An 18,159-nucleotide genomic window follows, 5' to 3' on the forward strand; every position below is an offset into this window, starting at 1 on the left:
GTATGAACGTAGTCGTTGTCGGAATAGGATTGATAGGTGGGTCTTTTGCCAAAGATGTAAAGGCACTATATCCAAACGTTCATATAATTGGGATTGACAATAGTGACAATCATCTGGAGGAAGCTTTGGAGCTGCAAATCATAGACGAAAAGGGGAGTTACGACGCCTTGTCACAGGCCGATGTAATCTTCGTGAGTATTCCGGTCAACGCTATGGTCAGGGAATTGCCAAAGATCTTGGATGCCGTAGGAGAGGAAACCGTTGTGATCGATGCAGGTTCTACCAAAGAGTTGATATGCCAGTCGGTGGCGGAACACCCAAAGAGAAGAAATTTTATGGCATGCCACCCCATTGCGGGGACTGAATTTTCAGGACCATCAGCGGCTATGGAAGGCTTGTATGAGGGAAAGACCAACATCATCTGTGAGGTGGAAAAGACGGCTTTTAAATTGCAGGAACGCGCTTTAGCTATTTTTCAGGATATGAAAATGCGCATTCGGTACATGAATCCAGTGGCCCACGATAAACACATTGCATATGTAAGCCATTTATCTCATATCAGCTCGTTTATGCTGGGAAAAACGGTTATCGAAAAGGAGAAAAACGAACGGGACATTTTCGATATGGCGGGGAGTGGTTTTGAAAGTACGGTCAGGTTGGCGAAAAGCTCACCGGAAATGTGGACACCCATTTTTGAGCAGAATCGTGAAAATGTGGTCGAAACTTTGGAGGAATACATCCAAAATCTGGAAACTTTCAAACAATTATTGAAGGATAAGGATTTTGATAACGTCTATCGCGAAATGAGTGACACGAATAGAATAAAACAAATATTAAAAGGAATTCCACTTACAAAAAAATAGAACATAGTATGGAAAACAATAAGCAAATGCGAAAATGGTTGGATGATATGAACCTGCCACATCCGTTGGTAATAGCCGGACCGTGTAGTGCTGAAACCGAGGAGCAGGTTTTGAAGGTGGCCCATGATCTGAAGGACACTGATGTGAACTATTATCGAGCAGGAATCTGGAAACCCAGAACACGTCCAGGTAATTTTGAGGGAGTTGGGGCCATTGGATTGAAATGGCTTCAAAAGGTAAAGGAGGAAACCGGATTGAAAACAGCTACTGAAGTAGCCAATAGAACCCATGTAGATCTGGCTCTGGAACACGATGTTGACTTATTATGGATAGGCGCAAGATCCACAGTTAGCCCTTTTATTGTGCAAGAAATTGCAGATGCGCTGAAAGGAACGGATAAAGTCGTTTTGGTCAAAAATCCCGTAAATCCAGATTTGTCCCTTTGGCTTGGAGCCGTTGAAAGACTAAACTCTGCCAATATTGAAAAATTAGGGGTCATTCATCGAGGTTTTTCCACGTACGAAAAAACAAAGTATCGCAACATTCCAGAATGGCAGTTGGTCATCGAGTTGCAGACACGTTACCCAGATTTGCCCATTATCAACGATCCAAGCCATATTACAGGAAAACGGAATATGATTTTTGATGTATCCCAGACCGCATTGGATTTAAATTTTGATGGGTTGATGATTGAGACCCACTGCGATCCAGACAATGCCTGGAGTGATGCCGCACAACAAGTAACCCCGGATAGATTGGTTCAGATTATGAAAAACCTTCGAATTAGAAAAGAAACCGACGAACAAGCCGAGTACAATAGTAAGTTGAGCAATCTAAGGGCACAGATAGATGTAATCGACAATCAGTTGATTGAGATTATGGGAAAGCGGATGAAAGTCTCGGACGAAATCGGAGCCCTCAAAAAGAAACGAAACGTGGCGGTGCTGCAAAGTAACAGATGGAATGCCATTTTAGGCAATATGATCTTGGAAGGAGAACAACGAGGACTGAGTGAAGAATTTGTCTTGAAAATGTTCAAGGCAATACACCAAGAATCTATAAACCATCAAGAAAAAATCATCAATACGTAATAAAATCAAATTTGATCACAGAGCCATTCAGACAGCTAAAATTGGTTTTGAATGGCTTTTTTTGCGTTCTACTGTAACAATTTTTTATAAAGTACATCTTTATGAAAATTAAACACTACTGAAATGAAAAAACTATATCTATTTTGTTTACTGTGGGCGCCATTTTCTGTTTTTTCCCAAAGGACAATCGATACGGAAGTTGGTGAATTTGATGCCATCAAGGTTTTTGACCTCATAGAAGTCAATCTGATACAATCTGATGAGAATAGGATTATGATAAAAGGTTGGAACGTGGACAATATTAAGTGGACGAACAAGGGAGGTGTACTGAAATTGCGAATGCAGTTTGACAAAAAATTTCAAGGCGAGGACACCATGATTGAGGTCTATTATACCAATTTGGATGTTATTGATGGCAATGAGGGAGCCCAAATAACATGTAACGAATTGGTTAAAAAGAGCAAAATTGAACTCCGCGCACAAGAGGGGGCAAGGATACATATTGGCATGGATGTGGATTATGTGGATGTAAGAGCTGTTACAGGCGGTATTGTACAAGCCTCGGGATTGGCTAAAAACCAAACCATTGTGTTGAATACTGGTGGTATTTTTGAGGGACGAAACCTGAAGACGATCAATACCGACATTAAAATTTCAGCCGGAGGAGAGGCGGATGTTTTCGCCTCTGAGCAAGTGGACATAAATGTTAGGGCAGGGGGAGATGTAACCGTATATGGTAAGCCTCGAAAAGTGCATAAAAAAACTTTTGTAGGAGGCAGGGTCTATATAAAGGACTAAACTAAAAGAAACAGCAACAAAAAAAGCCCTTTGTGATCACAAAGGGCTTTTTTTTAAAACAGGTTTTTTATTTCCTGAAAATATATCGCGTGATAAAGATCCCCTGTCCATCGCCTTTACCTCCTTCGCTTTCAACGCCGCTGACCACAAAGGCCAGTTCCCATCCGTTGGCAATCATATCATTGATCATGGAAGTGATCAAAGCGTCGTTGGCAGCAATATTCTGGAAACGGATACCTCCCAAATTGTAGAAGTTGAGCAATTTGGTCTCCTCAAAGTTCTTCACTCTGATTTCTCCCCTCTTGGATTTGTTACGAGTATTGTCCTCTTCGGTCTGTACGCTGGTGTACTCCCGATAGTCTTTATCTTCAAGTGCATGGACGATTCGGGACCTTCCCAAACCATTGGGCACTATGGATTCCACACTAGTAATTACCTTGTACTCTTGCGCATTGGCGCTGAACGTTGCAGCTAGGGCTATCACTGCTAGGAATAAGATTTTTTTCATAATTTAATTATAATTGATTATTAACTCTGTTAACAAAGATATACGTACAACAAGTAAGATTATTGTTTCTTTGTAGTGAAAATATGAACAAATAGTGCGGGGAACTGTTTATAAATCCACAGGAAGCTGGTATACCATAAAATCTGAGGACGGTAAATTTTACAATTGCCGAATAAAAGGAAAATTTCGGATCCAGGATATTAAAAGCACCAACCCCGTAGCGGTAGGCGACCAGGTGGAATTTCAATTGGAACAGACCGGAGATGAATCAATCGGTGTAATTGCGGAAATTAAAGATAGGAAGAATTACATCATTCGAAAATCTGTCAAACTCTCCAAACAAACGCATATCATAGCTGCTAATTTAGATCAGGTTTTTCTGTTGGTCACCTTGAACAACCCAACCACCTACACCATATTTATTGACCGTTTTTTGGCAACCGCAGAGGCTTATGATATTCCAGTAGTGATTTTATTCAACAAAATAGATGCCTACGACCCCGATGAAATGGTTGAGGTGGACCATCTGTTTCAACTATACAGTGAAATCGGGTATCATTGTCTCAAGATAAGTGCCAAAACCAAGCATAATGTGAATCAGGTAAAAGAGCTGATGAAAGATAAGATAAGTATGTTCACCGGTCATTCTGGTGTAGGTAAGTCTACCTTAATTAATGCTGTAGAACCGAATATGGAGCTTCGAACCGCCGAAATATCAGAACAGCATCAGCAGGGACAACATACGACCACCTTTGCCGAAATGTACGATCTCTCTTTTGGAGCAAGAATCATCGATACCCCTGGCATCAAGGGTTTTGGCATTGTGGATATGGAACCAGAGGAAATAGGGGATTATTTTCCTGAGTTTTTCAAGCTTAAATCCGAATGTAAATTCAACAACTGCCTGCATTTGGACGAGCCCAAGTGTGCCGTGAAACAAGCCTTGGAAGATGGTGAGCTAGCTTGGAGTCGTTATCGCAGCTATATCCAAATGGTAACTGGTGAGGAAGATGACAACTTTAGGGATAGATCATGAGGGCAGTGGTGCAAAGAGTCTCAAAAGCAAGCGTTGTAGTAGATGGAAAATCGATATCGTCCATTGGGCAGGGACTATTGGTATTATTGGGAATTGAGGATGCCGATGTAAAGGAGGATATTGAATGGCTGTCCAAAAAACTGGTGAACCTGCGTATATTTAACGATGACCAAGGCGTGATGAACCTTTCCATTTTGGATGTTGGCGGGGACATTATCGTAGTAAGCCAATTTACCTTACATGCCTTGACCAAAAAAGGGAACAGACCCTCATACATAAAAGCATCCAAACCGGAAACTGCCATATCCATCTATGAAGAATTTGTTGGCGAGCTGGAAAAAAATCTTGGCAGAAAAGTGGGAACAGGAATCTTTGGCGCCGACATGAAAGTGGAATTGTTGAATGATGGGCCCGTAACTATTTTTATGGATACAAAAAACCGAGAATAAATGTTGTTTGCCTAAATAGTTTTTCTTTTTTGTAAGAATTTGGTCATATTAGTACCGAAAAAACCAACCAATACCATTTAATGCGATTTCCAAACCTACTATTTTTCTTACTCAGTTTACAACTATCTTTTTCACAAAACTACAGTTATCAGACAATACCGGCGGAACTATTAAAAAATGCAGATGCAGTTGCTAGAATCGATGAGATGAACATTCAAATCGATGCTATTGACAAAATGACCTATGCGGTAAAGTCTGTTATCACCGTTTTGAACAACTCAGGTAATCGCTTTGCTAGAACAAGAGCATTTTATGATAAGGAAAAGAAGATAAAGAGATTAGAGGTTGTGGCATATGATGCCTTTGGAAACGAATTGGAGCGTATCAAAAAAAAGGATTTTAACGATATCGCTGCTGTTGACGGCTTTTCACTCTATTTGGATGATAGATTACTTTATTACAGATATGTGCCGGTACAGTATCCTTATACCTTGGAGTTTACCTATGAAGTGCAAACCTCTGACACCGGAGCTATTCCGCCTTGGTATTTTTTGTCCGGCTACGGCATAAGTGTGGAAGATAGTCAGTTTTCCATAACTTATCCATCGTTGGAGCTTAAGCCTATTGTGTTGGAAAAAAACCTCTCCAATATTTCAGTTCAAAAAAAGGAAGAAGAAAGTAAAATAGTTTACACGGCCAAAAGTTTACCTGCTCTTGAGGAGGAGAGCTTAAGTCCCCCCTTCCAATCAATATCACCAAGACTTGCTTCTAGATTACGAAAATTTAACTATAAAGGATTTGAAGCGGAAGTGAATACTTGGAAAGATATGGGGAGTTGGATAGACGATAAGCTTTTGACAGGTAGAACTGAACTGGACCAAGAAACAGTTACTATGGCTAAAACTCTAGTGGAGGGTGTCGACGATGACCTTGAAAAAGCCAAAATAATATACAAATATGTGCAAGATAATACAAGATACATTAGTGTACAGATTGGAATTGGTGGCCTTCAACCTATTGCGGCGATTGAAGTTGATAGAGTGAAATACGGAGATTGTAAAGGGCTTTCCAATTATACTATGGCATTATTAAAGGCAGTTGGTGTTGAATCATATTATGCAGTGGTCCAAGCTGGAAACAATAAAATTGATTTTGAAGAAGATTTTGCTGATTTGTCACAAGGAAACCACGCTATTGTTGCTATCCCCTACAACGACGAATATCATTGGATTGACTGTACTTCCCAAGTTCACCCTTTTGGATTTATAGGGGATTTCACGGACGACAGAAAAGTATTGCTAGTTAAGCCTGACGGTGGTGAAATTGTTACAACAACCGCATATCTTGACGAAGAGAATCGTCAAAAAACGAAATCATCGCTTACCGTTATGGAAGATTTTTCCATAGATGGTGAGGTCACAATAGAAACAAGAGGAGTTCAATATGATAATCGGTTCAATTTGGCAAGCGATTCCCATGACAATATTGTAAAGTATTACCGAAATTTTTGGGACAATATTAATGGACTTGAAATAAAAGAATACAGCTTTAACAATGATAAGGAAGATGTTGTTTTTACTGAAAATGTGAAAGTATCAGCCATTGATTATATTTCTAAAAATGGGAATACTCTTTTGTTGACTCTCAATGCATTTAACAGTAATAACTATGTTCCTCCAAGGTATAGAAACAGAAAGTTGCCTTTCAGGATTCAGAGAGGGTATTTAGATGAGGATGAGTGCGTTATTAAGATACCAGACAGCTTTCAGGTTAGCGATTTGCCAGACAAAATTTTAAAAGAAACAAAGTTTGGAATCTACGAGGTAGAAGTGAACAGAAAAGATGCCAATCGAATAGTTTACAAAAGAAAACTTCTTATTAGGCAAGGAAATTACAATAAAGAAGATTATGGCGACTACAGGACCTTTAGAAGGACTATTGCAAAATATGACAATCAAAAAATTATATTATTAAACCAATAGAAAATGACTAAGAATATTACAATCATTGTGATTGCTATGTTTACAATGTTTCCGCTACAAGCCCAAAATTTCAAATTTGGCAAGATCACCAAGGAAGAACTCAAAGAACAATTCTATACAAAAGATTCATCAGCTCCAGCGGCTTACTTGCTCAAAAAAAGAAACTCATACTATAGATATGCAAAAGGAAGTGGGCTCCAACTAATCACTGAAATTCATAAAAGGATAAAAATCTACAATACTGAGGGGTTTGATTATGCATCTGAGACTATCAATTTATATGAAAATAGCGGAGGTTCAGATGAAAGTGCAACTAAAATTAAAGGTTACGCATATACTTTGGAAGGTGATGAAATAGTGAAAACCAAATTAGAGAAAGAGGATATTTTTAAATCCAAGTACTCAAAAAACAGAAATCAGATAAAATTCACGATGCCCAACGTTAAGGCTGGTTCGGTGGTAGAATATGAATACAGCATCATTTCTCCATTTGTTCAGAGTATAGATGAATTCGTATTTCAACATTCCATTCCAATCAAGAGACTTGAAGCAAAAATGAAAATTTTGGAATACTTCAAGTTTAATCAAAGACAAAAGGGCTTTTTAGCCTTGAATCCCGAAACAAAAAAATATATGGACACCAGTCTGGGGTTAATGGTTTCAGAAATGCTATATAATCTTAATGACATTCCAGCATTAAAAGAAGAGAAATTTGTTTCCAACATTAAAAATTTTCGGGCTGGCGTTAAGTTTGAAATCGTTTCTTTGGAAATTCCAGGAAGCACTCATAAGGTATACTCCAAAACTTGGGATGATGTTGTAAAGACAATTTATCAGAGCAGTTCATTTGGTGATGCTATAACTAGAAATGGATATTTCAAGGATGAATTGGACTTAGAAATCGAAGGACTAATAAATCCAGAAGAAAAAATTGAGAAAATACTTGAATTTGTAAAGAAAAAGGTGAAATGGAACTCTTACCGGGGTTTTGGAACCTATGAGGGAACAAAAAAAGCCTTTAAAGAAGGAACAGGAAACTCAGCTGACATTAATCTTATGCTGGTTTCCATGTTAAAATATGCTAAAGTAACTGCACATCCTGTTTTGGTAAGTACAAGAGATCACGGGGTTCCAATGTTTCCTACTTTAGAAGGCTATAATTATGTTTTAGCCGCCGCCAAAGTAGGCAATGAGTATTGTCTTCTAGATGCTACCAATACTTTCAGTACTATAGACGTCTTGCCAACAAGAGCTTTGAATTGGTATGGACGTATGGTTTCCGAAGGTGGAAATTCAGAAATTGTTGATTTGATGCCAAAGAAAAAATCTACTGATATTGTTATGATGAGTGTGGATTTGAACGAGGATGGATCGATAATAGCAAAGTATAGACAACAATACAATAAAAACAATGCTTATTTGTTTAGAAATATTTTTAATAAGGGAAGTCAGGAATCTTTTTTAGAAGAGCTAGAGAAAGAACAAGGACAGATAGAAATCTCTGAATACCAGCTCAAAAACAATTATGATTTGGACAAACCGATTGTTCAAAGTTTTCAGTTTTTCAAAGAAGACGCCTTTGAATCAATAGGGGGAAAATTATATTTCTCCCCAATGTTTCATTTATGTAGCACTGAAAGCCCATTTAAATCTGATAAAAGAGAGTTTCCGGTGGATTACGGTTATCCGTGGGAGGACAAATATTTAATTACCATAAATCTTCCCGATGGATATAAGGTCGAATCATTGCCAGAACCAGTGGCGATGGCACTTCCTGAAAACTTGGGGACCTTTAGGTATAACATTTCTTCCAACCCAAAGACTATTAATTTAAGAGCTTCTATAAGTATGAATTCGGCGGTCATTCCCTCTCATCATTATATATCTCTTAAAGAATTTTACAGGCAAATTGTTGAGAAAGAAACAGAAAAAGTAGTTTTGTCCAAAATCTAGGCAAAATGAACATAGAAAACGCTCAAAAAGCCGTTGATGAATGGATCAACAACCATGGGGTCCGCTATTTTAACGAATTGACCAATATGGCCCAGCTAACCGAAGAAGTGGGCGAAGTGGCACGAATCATTGCCCGTCGGTATGGGGAACAAAGTGAAAAGGAATCCGATAAAAACAAAGATTTGGGCGAGGAACTGGCCGATGTGCTGTTCGTAGTACTCTGTTTGGCCAATCAAACAGGTGTGGATCTTCAAACAGCGTTTGACAAAAAATTGGAGCTTAAGGCAAAACGGGACCACGACCGGCATCAAAATAACAAAAAGCTCAAATAAAGTTAGGTCCTAGAAGTGACTTTCAGCACGTTTTTTCTAGTTTTGAAGTTCAATTAAACGAATTCATTCTTGAAAATCAAGCTTTCCGCACCTACCGAAAAATCATTAAAAAAAACAATACAGATCACAGGCTCAAAAAGTGAGACCAATCGCTTGTTATTGATTCAAGCTCTTTTTCCCAACATTCAAATTGAGAATCCGTCCAATTCAGACGACGCCCGAGTGATGCAAAAGGGCCTTCAAACCGGTTCTGGGGTGGTCGATATTCACCATGCTGGTACGGCCATGCGATTTTTGACTGCTTATTTTGCTTCTCAAGAAGGTAAAAATGTGACATTGACCGGCTCGCATCGAATGCAGGAAAGGCCAATCGCTGTTTTGGTAGAGGCATTGAGAACATTAGGGGCGGATATAGCATATGAAAAAAATGAAGGCTATCCCCCCTTAAAAATCTCAGGAAAAAAACTGATCAAAAGCAAGGTGTCCCTGCCTGCGAATATTAGCAGTCAATACATTTCTGCATTGTTGTTGGTTGCACCCAGTCTAGAACGTGGCCTAGAATTGGAACTTATCGGAAAAATAACATCCGTTCCTTACCTAAAGATGACTTTGGCCCTGCTAAATCAGATTGGTGTGGAGACTAGGTTTGAAGAAAATCAGATAAAGGTGAACCCAATCCAAAAAGTTAAGGAAACTACTTTGGTTGTGGAATCGGATTGGAGTTCTGCCAGCTATTTTTACAGTATTGCAGCGCTTTGTGAAGTTGGGACTCAAATTCAATTGTCGTCTTACAAGAAAGACTCGCTGCAGGGAGACAGTGTTTTAAAAGAAATCTATGAAGACTTTGGAGTGGAGACTATATTCTCCGGGACCAGCATGACGCTTAAAAAAACAAAAGACAGTCCATTGTCTGAGGTCAACTATAATCTTTCCAATGCACCGGATATAGCCCAAACTCTCGCTATTACCTGTTTAGGCTTGGGTATGGGCTGCCATCTCACGGGATTACATACCCTTCCCATAAAAGAAACCGATCGCTTGGCAGCATTGCAAACTGAGCTGAGCAAACTGGGAGCAAACGTCTCCATTGATGATGAAAGTTTGACGCTGGAACCTGCTTCCAAACCTAAGCCCAATGTGTCGATAGATACCTATAATGATCACAGGATGGCCATGGCCTTTGCTCCATTGGCCATCAAAGTAAATCTGCTCATCAATGAAGCCGAGGTAGTATCCAAGTCGTATCCCGATTTTTGGAAGGATCTTAAAACCCTTGGTTTTGAAATTAAGGAAGTCTAACAGACATTTAATCATCAAATTACTTGACATCCCCCTTGCCGAGGTTGTATATTTGCGGTCTTTGAAAAAAACCAAAATACGCCTTAATGAAATTATCGAACTTCAGTTTTGAATTACCTAAAGAATTGTTGGCCGAATACCCTTCGGAAAACCGGGATGAGTCCAAACTCATGGTAGTACACCGCGATACCGGAAAAATTGAACATAAAATGTTCAAGGACCTTATCGATTATTTCGATGAGGGCGATGTTCTTGTCTTGAACAATACAAAGGTATTTCCAGCAAGGCTATATGGGAATAAGGAAAAAACAGGAGCACGGATTGAAGTTTTTTTGTTACGTGAACTGAATCAAGAACAGCGTCTTTGGGATGTTTTGGTAGACCCGGCCCGAAAAATCAGGATAGGGAACAAACTCTACTTTGGGGAAGATGAAAATTTGGTGGCCGAGGTCATTGACAATACTACCTCAAGAGGGAGGACACTTCGATTTTTATATGACGGTTCTTATACCGATTTCAGAAGAAAACTTCGTGAGCTTGGGCAAACGCCGCTGCCCAAATATATCAAGCGTGAAGTAGAACCTGAAGATGAGGTAAGGTACCAGACCATTTACGCAAAATATGAAGGTGCCGTTGCAGCGCCCACAGCTGGTTTGCATTTCTCCAAACACTTGCTGAAACGTTTGGAAATAAAAGGAATTAATTTTGCTGAACTCACTTTGCACGTTGGTTTGGGAACCTTCAATCCTGTGGAAGTGGAAGATTTGTCCAAACATAAAATGGACAGTGAGGAGTTGGTGATTGATGAAAAAGCAACCGAAATTGTCAACAGCGCCAAAAAGAACAAGAAAAAAGTATGTGCCGTGGGCACCACGGTAATGCGAGGTTTGGAAAGTGCAGTTTCTTCAGAGCATACGCTGAACACTTTTGAGGGATGGACCAACAAGTTCATTTTCCCTCCTTACGAGTTTAGCATAGCCAACTGCATGGTGACCAATTTTCATCTACCAAAATCGACCTTGTTGATGATGATATCGGCTTTTGCAGGACATGATTTGATGAAAAAAGCATACAAGCAGGCCATTCTGGAAGGATATCGTTTCTATTCCTATGGGGACGCGATGCTTATCCTTTAAAAAATAAAAACTACATAGTGCAAATCCCGTTGGCTCCTAAACCGGCGGGATTTTTTTGTGGTTATCTTTGCACCAATGGAAGTGAAAAAGAAAGACATACGGGCACTTACCAAAGAGCAATTGCGTGCTTTTTTTGAGGACAGGGGGGATAAGGTCTTTCGTGGCAATCAGGTCTACGAGTGGTTATGGCAGAAATCCGTACACACATTCGATGCCATGACCAACTTGTCTAAAGAAACCCGACAGATGTTGGAGGAGAACTTTGTCATCAACCATATAAAGGTGGACACGATGCAGCGAAGCTCTGATGGCACTATTAAGAATGCCGTGAAGCTTCATGATGAATTGGTAGTGGAGTCAGTGCTCATCCCTACCGATACCCGAACCACCGCATGTGTGTCGAGCCAAGTGGGATGCAGTCTGGACTGCCGTTTTTGTGCCACTGCGAGGTTAAAGCGCATGCGAAACCTCAATCCCGATGAAATATATGACCAAGTGGTGGCCATAGACAATCAAAGTCGTTTGTATTTTGATAGGCCTTTAAGCAATATAGTCTTCATGGGTATGGGAGAGCCTTTAATGAACTACAATAATGTATTGAAGGCCATTGAAAAAATTACCTCACCAGAAGGATTGGGCATGTCACCGAAGCGGATTACTGTTTCAACTTCAGGCGTACCCAAAATGATAAAAAAAATGGCCGATGAGGAAGTAAAATTCAAGTTGGCCGTTTCGTTGCATTCAGCTATTGATGAGGTACGTACTTCCATCATGCCCTTTAATGCCACTTTTCCATTAAAAGATTTAAGGGAGGCATTGGAGTATTGGTACAGTAAGACCAAAAATCGAATCACTTATGAATATGTTGTTTGGAAAGGAATCAATGACACACAGGAGGCTGTGGATGCTTTGGTGAAATTTTGTAGGTTTGCCCCTTCCAAAGTCAACCTGATTGAGTACAATCCCATTGACAACGGCGAATTCCAGCAGGCGGAAGACACGGCTTTGGAGATGTATCAAAAAACATTGAAATCCCATGGGATTACGGTAACTGTTCGAAGATCAAGAGGAAAGGACATTGATGCTGCATGTGGACAGTTGGCCAATAAATCCTGAATTTATAAAGTGATTTCTACATGCTTCCGCATTCGCGAATGATGGTCGAATTCATCTTCCATACTGTAAGCACAGATTAACCAAAGTTTTCTTCCTTTGGTCAAATCAAAATGATAATCATCAAAAGCCTTAATGGGTATGGAAAAGGTAACCGTTGTGATTCCATTTTCTTCCGAACCTGAAGAATTTATTATCTGGGATTCAGAATTCAAGCTTTTTACAGGTTGTGGGTTGCCGGCACTGACTACATAGAAGTCTTCTGCAGTTACTTTAGAACCGGTCACTCCGACCATGATTAAATTACTGCCAACGATATCGTCTTTAGAATTAAATCCCAGAGCCACCCATCCATCATCTGGAGCTGAGGCAGTAAAACTCACGACTTCATCATGATGTTGCCATGAAACTTTCATGCGTTCCACCTGTATTTCTTGTGCGTAGCAATTGGACACTAAGAAAATAAAAAATGGAAAAGGTATGATATTGAGGTTCACCATGTTGTTTCGATTTTTTGATTGTCAAGAACTAAGCTAAGCCTTACCATATTATTTTGCTCTTAACACCTAGTTAAAAACATTGGTATAAGTATCTTTGAAACCGCGATGAAGATTGTATCTCAAATTAGGGAACCGATAGACCAGGAAATGGAGCTTTTTGAGGAAAAGTTCCATAAATCCATGTCTTCCAAAGTCGCGCTGTTCAATAGGATAACGTATTACATTGTCAACCGAAAAGGGAAACAAATGCGTCCCATGTTTGTGTTTCTCACGGCCAAATTGTTAAATGGGGAGGTAAACGAAAGAACCTATTGCGGTGCCTCGATTATAGAATTGATTCACACGGCCAGTCTGGTGCATGATGACGTGGTGGATGACAGCCACAAACGAAGAGGTTTCTTCTCCATCAATGCACTTTGGAAAAATAAGATAGCGGTTCTAGTGGGCGATTTTCTGTTCTCCAAAGGCGTATTGGTAGCTTTGGAAAACAAGGATTACGATTTGTTGCATATTATTTCCAATGCGGTACGCGACATGAGCGAGGGTGAGCTGCTCCAAATTGAGAAGGCACGCCTTTTGGATATCACGGAAGAAGTCTACTATGATATAATCCGACAAAAGACAGCTACATTAATAGCAGCCTGTTGCAGCATGGGAGCTTGCTCTGTAAAACCTGAATCTGAAGAAGTGGAAACTTTTAGAAGATTTGGAGAGTTATGCGGTATGGCCTTTCAGATTAAGGATGACCTTTTTGATTATGGCACCGAAAAAATTGGAAAACCTACGGGAATTGATATCAAAGAGCAAAAAATGACCCTTCCCCTTATTTATGCGCTCAACAACAGCGAAAAAGACAAAAAACGCTGGTTGATCAATTCCATTAAAAATCATAATAAGAATAAGAAAAGGGTAAAGGAAGTGATTGCCTATGTAAAAGAAAAAGGTGGACTGGAGTACGCCGTATCCAAAATGTTGGAATTCAAGGATGAGGCTTTGGGCTTATTGGACAGCTACCCCGATTCTGAATACAAAAGTGCATTGACTTTGATGGTCAATTATGTGGTAGACCGTGAAAAGTAAATGCCCTTGGTTACATGGCCTGTTCCATTTCTTTGGTGAATTCTTCTTTATAAAAAACCCGTTTGCAGTGGGAACACTCTGCAAATTGTTCCGTTTTGATCGTAAAGATTGGAATCCAAAACAGATGAGCATAGTTAGGTTGGGACACAACGGTCATGGTGCCCGTTTGGTTGCAATGGGGACAGGCTACCCTTTTTAGCATTTTGCTTTCTTTTTTGCCCGGCCTTGTTCCGAAAAAGAGAATCATTTTGAAGTGTTGAAACATAAAGATATCCCATTTGGGTCATCTTTTCAATAGTGACTCAAACACACACTTTTTGGAACCGGTTCCAAATATGAAGAAATGCCTTTATGATCTAACGAAAATGTCCGTTCAAAAATTTTGTTTTTAATTACCTTTAAAGACTTATAGAAAGAATTGCCGTTGATTACCAAGAATACCATAGACCAAGTATACGAAACCGCCAGAGTAGAGGAGGTTATTGGTGACTTTGTCCAATTGAAAAAATCCGGTTCCAACTTTAAAGGATTAAGTCCTTTTACCGACGAGCGGACCCCCAGCTTTATGGTGTCCCCAGTAAAGCAGATTTGGAAAGATTTCAGCAGCGGTAAGGGAGGCAATGTTGTGGCCTTTTTGATGGAGCACGAACATTTTACCTACCCTGAAGCGATAAAGTATCTGGCCAAAAAATACAATATTGAAGTAGAGGAAACCGAACAGACCAATGAAGATAAGGAGAAAGCCAATGAGCGGGAGAGCATGTATTTGGTGTCGGAGTATGCGCAAAAGTATTTCTCAAAAACCCTATGGACAACTGAACCAGGAAAGGCAATTGGACTTACCTATTTTAAAGAACGTGGTTTTACCGATGAGACCATAAAAAAGTTTGGGCTGGGCTACAGTCTGGATCAATGGGAAGCTTTTACCCAAAACGCTTTGGGGGAAGGATACCAACTGGAGTTTCTGGAAAAAACGGGATTGACTATTGTAAAAGAACAAGCAGGCGGAGCTAACAGGCAGTTCGACCGATTCAAAGGACGGGTCATGTTTCCCATCCACTCCATGAGTGGCAGGGTGTTGGGTTTTGGAGGTCGTATTTTGACCAACGATAAAAAGGCGGCCAAGTACCTCAATTCCCCTGAAAGTGAGATCTATCATAAAAGTAAGGTGCTGTATGGCATTTATTTTGCCAAGCAGGCCATTGCCAAAGAAGACAATTGCTATTTGGTGGAAGGGTACACCGACGTTATTCAAATGAATCAAAGTGGGGTGGAAAATGTGGTGGCTTCCAGTGGAACGGCATTGACTCCTGAACAGATTCGGTTGATCAATCGGCTAACGAATAACATTACCGTGCTTTTTGATGGCGATGCTGCGGGTTTACGCGCTTCCCTGAGAGGAATCGACCTGATTCTGGAACAAGGAATGAACGTTAAGGTCTGTACTTTTCCTGAAGGTGAGGATCCAGACAGTTTTGCCAAAAACAATTCCTACGAGGACTTGGTGCTGTATTTGGAAGAAAACTCCAAAGATTTCATTCAATTTAAAACTTCGTTACTTGCAAAGGAGGCGGCAAACGACCCCATTAAAAGAGCAGACACGGTTAGGGATATTGTAAATAGCATCAGCAAGATCCCAGATCGGATAAAAAAGGAAATCTATATTCAGGAATGTGCCAAAATGATGGATATTTCTGAAGAGGTGCTCTATAATACGTTGGCCCAAATAGACAAAAAAGAATTTGCCAATGCCCAAAAAATTAAAAAACAGAAGCAAAAGGCGTTTGAAGTTGTCAAGCCTGATCCGGTTGAAAAGGTAGATGTGCAATATGAGATGGAGCGAAAAATTATTGAGATGCTTCTTCTATACGGCAACCAAAAACAGGAATTTGAGGATTTGGTACTTAAAGAAAATGAAGAGGGTGAGTTGGTCTTGGAGCCTGAGATTGTTGAGGCGAAGGTGTATGAAAAAGTGTATCTGGACCTTCAGGAAGATGAAATTGAGTTGACCAACGAACAGTTCCGGACAATCTATTATACTTTGATAGAAGACTTAAATGAGAACGAAGAGTTTTCGATAAATGCTTTTTTGTCCAAATTGGACCAAAAGATTGTTCCTGAGGTGTCTTCCATTTTAATGGAAGAGGAGCAATACGTGCTTCACAATTGGGAACGTAAGGATATCTACCCCAAGGAAAAACAACATGGTGTGGCCCAATTGGTAGATGAAACCATACTAACGTTGCGTTGTAACTTGATAAAAAATCGGATTAAAAAATTGCAACAAAACACCGAAGGCCAGAATGGGGACAACTCGGAAGTTTTGGAAGAAATCGTCAATTACCTTCAATTGAACAAACTGCTGAACGCTAAGCTTAATCGTGTGCTTTCATAAAAAAATCCTAGGGATTGCCCAGGATTCTAATTGTAAAGGATGTAAGTGCTAATATAGTTCCAAAGCCTTGGCTTGTTGCAACAGGTCCACCAAATTATCAACGTTTAATTTTTTCATTAAACGGGCTTTGTAGGTGCTGACCGTTTTTTCATTTAGGTTGAGACCCTCTGCCACTTCCTTGTTTCTTTTGCCACTGGCCAAAAGTTTCAATACCTCTACCTCTCTCGAAGAGAGTTTTCTAAAGAACCTTCTTGGTTTCTGTGTGCCTTCATCAAAAGCAAGGCGTTGGGCAAGTTCGTTGGTGATGAACATATTGCCTGTACTTACCTTTTTTACGGCAGAAACAATGTAATCCAAATCGGAACTTTTAGACAAGTATCCGTAGGCTCCGGCACGAATGGTGCTCAGGGCATAAACATCTTCAGACTGTCCGCTGAACATCAAGGTTTTAATGTTTGGGAATTCCTGTTTTAACTTCCGCAATGTGGCAATACCATTAATTTCTGGAATGTCCATTTCAAGAATCACTACGTCGGGGGTAACTTTTTCAAGGACCTCGAACAGTTCCGTAGTGGTGGAAACATCTGCAATAATTTCCATTTCTGAACTGGATTCGAGTACCTGCTTTATTCCTAGTCGAACTATGGGATGGTTGTCAGCAATTAAAACTTTTATCATTCGCCTATTTATTTGGTTTTAGTACTTATTTACTTACATAAAGATGGCAAGCAAGATAGCGATTTAGGGTCGTAAATTTGTAATTTTTTTCTTAAAACCTTAGTTTTTTTGGGGTTTTTTTCGTTTTAATCAGGGGTTTTTCCGTCAAAAAGCTACTTTAAGTGTGCAGGAATTTCGCAAATAGGTATAGGAATCATCTTATGCTTGTTGTTTGTGTTGTATCTTTTATAAATATCAAACACCGTTTTTTCCCTGCCTGTAAACTCATCCGAAGTCTTGCCTATATTGTCCATTTTCATGGCCCATTCCAGTTCTGGATACGAGGCTCCAATTTGGTCTTCGTCAGTCCTGCTATCCCCCCAAAGCCCATCCGTTGGTGGAGCAGTCATAATATCCTCATTTACACCCAAAACCCTTCCGAGTTCATATACTTCTGTCTTGAGCAAATCCGCAATTGGGCTAAGGTCCACGCCGCCATCGCCATATTTTGTGTAAAACCCTATTCCAAAGTCTTCAACTTTGTTGCCGGTCCCCGCTACCAAATATCCTTTTAGCGCAGCAAAGTAATACAGTGTGGTCATGCGCAGTCGAGCCCGTGTATTGGCAAGCGACATGTGTCGGTCCTCTTCATTTTCCACTTTGGGTAGGGAAGCCACCAAACTGTCAAAAACGGGCGTTAGGTTCACAGGCTGTCTGTTTACATTTGGAAAATTTTCCATCAACCATTCAATATGCCTGTCTGCACGGGTCACTTGGTTCTTGCCTTGGTGTATGGGCATTTCAACACATAGAAGATTTAGATTTGTTTTGGCGCACAGCGTGGAGGTCACGGCAGAATCAATTCCCCCAGAAACGCCAACGACAAATCCATCACAATTTGCTTTTTGAGCATAGTTTTTTAACCAATCCACAATATGGGTGATTACCTTTTCCGTTTGCATATATC

18 protein-coding genes are annotated in these 18,159 nt (G+C 40.1%); 13 read left to right on the top strand and 5 right to left on the bottom strand.

Annotation, left to right across the window (positions count from 1 at the left end):
- Nucleotides 1–2: 2 nt before the first annotated feature.
- The 3 genes from GTQ34_RS10505 to GTQ34_RS10515 all read left to right on the top strand — a co-directional run bounded on the left by GTQ34_RS10505 (nt 3) and on the right by GTQ34_RS10515 (nt 2,752).
- The gene (locus GTQ34_RS10505) at nt 3–863 is read left to right on the top strand and encodes a prephenate dehydrogenase (RefSeq protein ID WP_166523767.1); all 861 of its coding nucleotides are present in this window, start codon (nt 3–5) and stop codon (nt 861–863) included.
- Nucleotides 864–871: 8 nt separating this feature from the next.
- Nucleotides 872–1,954: a bifunctional 3-deoxy-7-phosphoheptulonate synthase/chorismate mutase type II gene (locus tag GTQ34_RS10510; RefSeq protein ID WP_166523768.1), complete on the top strand. Its 1,083-nt coding sequence runs from the start codon at nt 872–874 to the stop codon at nt 1,952–1,954.
- A gap of 123 nt (nt 1,955–2,077) precedes the next feature.
- On the top strand, nt 2,078–2,752 hold the full coding sequence (locus tag GTQ34_RS10515) for a head GIN domain-containing protein (protein ID WP_166523769.1): 675 nt from the start codon (nt 2,078–2,080) through the stop codon (nt 2,750–2,752).
- Nucleotides 2,753–2,819: 67 nt separating this feature from the next.
- Here the strand turns inward: GTQ34_RS10515 and GTQ34_RS10520 are convergent, their stop codons facing one another.
- Nucleotides 2,820–3,260 carry a hypothetical protein gene (locus GTQ34_RS10520; protein WP_166523770.1) on the bottom strand — a complete coding sequence of 147 codons (441 nt, stop codon included), beginning with the start codon at nt 3,258–3,260 and terminating at the stop codon, nt 2,820–2,822.
- Nucleotides 3,261–3,354: 94 nt separating this feature from the next.
- Here GTQ34_RS10520 and rsgA point away from each other — a divergent pair, with 94 nt between their 5' ends.
- The 8 genes from rsgA (at nt 3,355) to rlmN (ending at nt 12,563) form a co-directional block, all read left to right on the top strand.
- Nucleotides 3,355–4,296, top strand: a complete 942-nt coding sequence (rsgA, locus tag GTQ34_RS10525; RefSeq protein ID WP_166523771.1) for a ribosome small subunit-dependent GTPase A — start codon at nt 3,355–3,357, stop codon at nt 4,294–4,296.
- Nucleotides 4,293–4,745, top strand: a complete 453-nt coding sequence (gene dtd, locus GTQ34_RS10530) for a D-aminoacyl-tRNA deacylase (protein ID WP_166523772.1) — start codon at nt 4,293–4,295, stop codon at nt 4,743–4,745. The genes rsgA and dtd overlap by 4 nt, the downstream gene beginning before the upstream one ends.
- Nucleotides 4,746–4,825: 80 nt before the next feature.
- The gene (locus tag GTQ34_RS10535) at nt 4,826–6,727 is read left to right on the top strand and encodes a DUF3857 domain-containing protein (protein ID WP_166523773.1); all 1,902 of its coding nucleotides are present in this window, start codon (nt 4,826–4,828) and stop codon (nt 6,725–6,727) included.
- A 3-nt stretch (nt 6,728–6,730) separates the two neighbouring features.
- Nucleotides 6,731–8,680 (top strand): DUF3857 domain-containing protein, encoded by a 1,950-nt coding sequence (locus GTQ34_RS10540; protein WP_166523774.1) that lies wholly within the window; start codon nt 6,731–6,733, stop codon nt 8,678–8,680.
- A 5-nt stretch (nt 8,681–8,685) separates the two neighbouring features.
- The gene (locus tag GTQ34_RS10545; RefSeq protein ID WP_166523775.1) at nt 8,686–9,012 is read left to right on the top strand and encodes a nucleotide pyrophosphohydrolase; all 327 of its coding nucleotides are present in this window, start codon (nt 8,686–8,688) and stop codon (nt 9,010–9,012) included.
- Between the two features lie 69 nt (nt 9,013–9,081).
- Nucleotides 9,082–10,311, top strand: coding sequence for a 3-phosphoshikimate 1-carboxyvinyltransferase (locus tag GTQ34_RS10550; RefSeq protein ID WP_166523776.1), 1,230 nt, complete (start codon nt 9,082–9,084; stop codon nt 10,309–10,311).
- A gap of 86 nt (nt 10,312–10,397) precedes the next feature.
- Nucleotides 10,398–11,447, top strand: coding sequence for a tRNA preQ1(34) S-adenosylmethionine ribosyltransferase-isomerase QueA (gene queA / locus GTQ34_RS10555; protein ID WP_166523777.1), 1,050 nt, complete (start codon nt 10,398–10,400; stop codon nt 11,445–11,447).
- Nucleotides 11,448–11,522: 75 nt separating this feature from the next.
- Nucleotides 11,523–12,563, top strand: a complete 1,041-nt coding sequence (gene rlmN, locus GTQ34_RS10560; RefSeq protein ID WP_166523778.1) for a dual-specificity RNA methyltransferase RlmN — start codon at nt 11,523–11,525, stop codon at nt 12,561–12,563.
- 2 nt (nt 12,564–12,565) lie between these two features.
- Here the strand turns inward: rlmN and GTQ34_RS10565 are convergent, their stop codons facing one another.
- Nucleotides 12,566–13,060 (bottom strand): DOMON domain-containing protein, encoded by a 495-nt coding sequence (locus GTQ34_RS10565; RefSeq protein ID WP_166523779.1) that lies wholly within the window; start codon nt 13,058–13,060, stop codon nt 12,566–12,568.
- A 105-nt stretch (nt 13,061–13,165) separates the two neighbouring features.
- On the opposite strand from GTQ34_RS10565, the gene GTQ34_RS10570 reads away from it, so the two are divergent.
- The gene (locus GTQ34_RS10570; protein ID WP_166523780.1) at nt 13,166–14,140 is read left to right on the top strand and encodes a polyprenyl synthetase family protein; all 975 of its coding nucleotides are present in this window, start codon (nt 13,166–13,168) and stop codon (nt 14,138–14,140) included.
- 10 nt (nt 14,141–14,150) lie between these two features.
- On the opposite strand, the gene GTQ34_RS10575 is transcribed toward GTQ34_RS10570, so the two are convergent.
- On the bottom strand, nt 14,151–14,342 hold the full coding sequence (locus tag GTQ34_RS10575; RefSeq protein ID WP_235915022.1) for a zinc-ribbon domain-containing protein: 192 nt from the start codon (nt 14,340–14,342) through the stop codon (nt 14,151–14,153).
- Nucleotides 14,343–14,564: 222 nt separating this feature from the next.
- On the opposite strand from GTQ34_RS10575, the gene dnaG reads away from it, so the two are divergent.
- Complete coding sequence (dnaG, locus tag GTQ34_RS10580) at nt 14,565–16,535, top strand: DNA primase (RefSeq protein WP_166523979.1); 1,971 nt, start codon at nt 14,565–14,567, stop codon at nt 16,533–16,535.
- A 48-nt stretch (nt 16,536–16,583) separates the two neighbouring features.
- Here the strand turns inward: dnaG and GTQ34_RS10585 are convergent, their stop codons facing one another.
- Nucleotides 16,584–17,213, bottom strand: a complete 630-nt coding sequence (locus GTQ34_RS10585; RefSeq protein ID WP_166523782.1) for a response regulator — start codon at nt 17,211–17,213, stop codon at nt 16,584–16,586.
- Nucleotides 17,214–17,365: 152 nt separating this feature from the next.
- The gene (gene nadE / locus GTQ34_RS10590) at nt 17,366–18,154 is read right to left on the bottom strand and encodes an NAD(+) synthase (RefSeq protein WP_166523783.1); all 789 of its coding nucleotides are present in this window, start codon (nt 18,152–18,154) and stop codon (nt 17,366–17,368) included.
- Between the last annotated feature and the right edge of the window lie 5 nt (nt 18,155–18,159).

It is taken from the genome of Flagellimonas ochracea (assembly GCF_009903685.1).
In the GTDB taxonomy this organism is placed as follows: Bacteria; Bacteroidota; Bacteroidia; order Flavobacteriales; family Flavobacteriaceae; genus Flagellimonas; species Flagellimonas ochracea.